Genomic DNA, 1,785 nt, shown 5'->3' with positions numbered 1-1,785 from the left:
TTGTTTCAACGCGGCATTGTTTATTGCTCTGGCGGTGATTAATTCGTTCACAGATTCTCCACTGGCAGATATATCTGAAAAATACCTGCACTTAAAAATCGCCACCCACGTTTGTTTATCGATTATTTGCGTAGGCTGGTTCTGGGTTCGCCTGCGTCATTACACCTATCGCAAGCCATTCTGGTTTGAGCTGAAAGAGATATTTCGTACCATTCTTATTTTCTCTGTCATCGATTTGTCAATTTCAGCATTATCGCAATGGCAGATGTCGCGCTTTGTCTGGGTGACCACCTGGATTCTGGCGTTGATATTAATTCCGCTGGCGCGCGCCATCTCTAAACGCGTACTGAATCACTTCGGTATGTGGAAAAAACAAACCATCATCATCGGCAGTAGCCGTAATGCTGAAGAAGCCTGGCAGGCGCTGCAGAGCGAAGAGGTGATGGGGTTTGATGTCATTGCGTTCTTCGATGTTGATGGCAGTTGCCCGCAGGCCAGCATCTCTGGCGTACCGGTGCTGCACAATGAACATGAGCTGTGGCAGCTGACGCACAGCGAAACCCAGTTCATCGTGGCTGTGGAGTTTGAACAGAGCCAACATCGTGACAACTGGCTGAAAATGCTGGCAATGCATAACTGCCGTTCAGTCTCAGTGATTCCAACTCTGCGCGGCGTGCCCCTTTACGGTACCGACATGGCCTACATCTTCAGCCATGAAGTGATGATTCTGCGCGTGAACAATAATCTGGCGAAACGCACTTCGCGCTTCCTGAAACGTGCTTTCGACATCGTCGGCGCACTCGGCATCATTATTGCGCTGTCACCGGCGCTGCTGGTCCTCGGCTTTATGGTTGGACGCGATGGCGGCCCACCGATTTACGGTCATGAACGTGTCGGCCTGAACGGACGTAAATTCAAATGCCTTAAATTCCGTTCGATGGTGATCAACTCGAAAGAGGTGCTGGAGGAAGTCCTGCGCACCGATCCGGTCGCTCGCGCCGAGTGGGATAAAGATTTCAAACTGAAGAATGACCCGCGTATTACCAAAGTTGGCCACTTCATCCGTAAAACCAGTCTGGATGAACTGCCGCAGCTGTGGAATGTGGTACGCGGCGACATGAGCCTGGTGGGCCCACGTCCAGTGATTGAAGACGAACTCTGTCGTTATGCCGGTGATGTTGATTATTACCTGATGGCGAAACCCGGCATGACGGGATTGTGGCAGGTTAGCGGTCGTAACGACGTTGACTATGAAACGCGCGTCTATTTCGATTCGTGGTATGTCAAAAACTGGTCGCTGTGGAATGACATCGCGATCCTGTTTAAGACAGTGGGTGTCGTACTGAAACGCGATGGCGCTTATTGAGAGTAGAAGGGCAGGGGACGAAATCATTATCCCCGTCTGAAATGCCGGTGCTGGGAGTGCCTTAACTGACAACTGCCATTATCGAGCCTGAATAGAGTCGGTGCTTTGCCGGCAGGGTAATCACCGACTTTAATTGATGTCGTCTCAGGGCACGGTGACAACATAAAACCAAGGGAGCGCATGATAATGACCCACAGTTTCAGTGTTTAACCCGTCAGTTTTATTTTTTTATAAGACGCTACACAGCGGCGTTTTCGCCTCTATCAATCATTAACTGATAGCGAAGAATCAGATGATAATGAAAATTAAATTGATACCTTTACTGGTATCCGCAACTTTTCTCGCCGGGTGCACCATTGAACCAGGTTCGCACCTTTCCACTAGCGGAAAAGATGTCATTGAGCAACAGGATAGCAACT

At 49.6% G+C, this 1,785-nt stretch carries 1 protein-coding gene and 1 pseudogene; both read left to right on the top strand.

Annotation, left to right across the window (positions count from 1 at the left end):
- The coding region (gene wbaP / locus QMM04_RS22380; RefSeq protein WP_282997092.1) for an undecaprenyl-phosphate galactose phosphotransferase WbaP at nucleotides 1–1,366 on the top strand (1,366 nt) is incomplete at its 5' end.
- Nucleotides 1,367–1,664: 298 nt separating this feature from the next.
- A pseudogene (locus QMM04_RS22375) lies at nucleotides 1,665–1,785 on the top strand (polysaccharide export protein Wza); the annotation flags it as partial.

The sequence above is a fragment of the Pantoea sp. Pa-EAmG genome (assembly GCF_030024295.1).
GTDB lineage: Bacteria > Pseudomonadota > Gammaproteobacteria > Enterobacterales > Enterobacteriaceae > Pantoea > Pantoea dispersa.
This window is presented reverse-complemented; position numbering and strand designations above follow the sequence as displayed.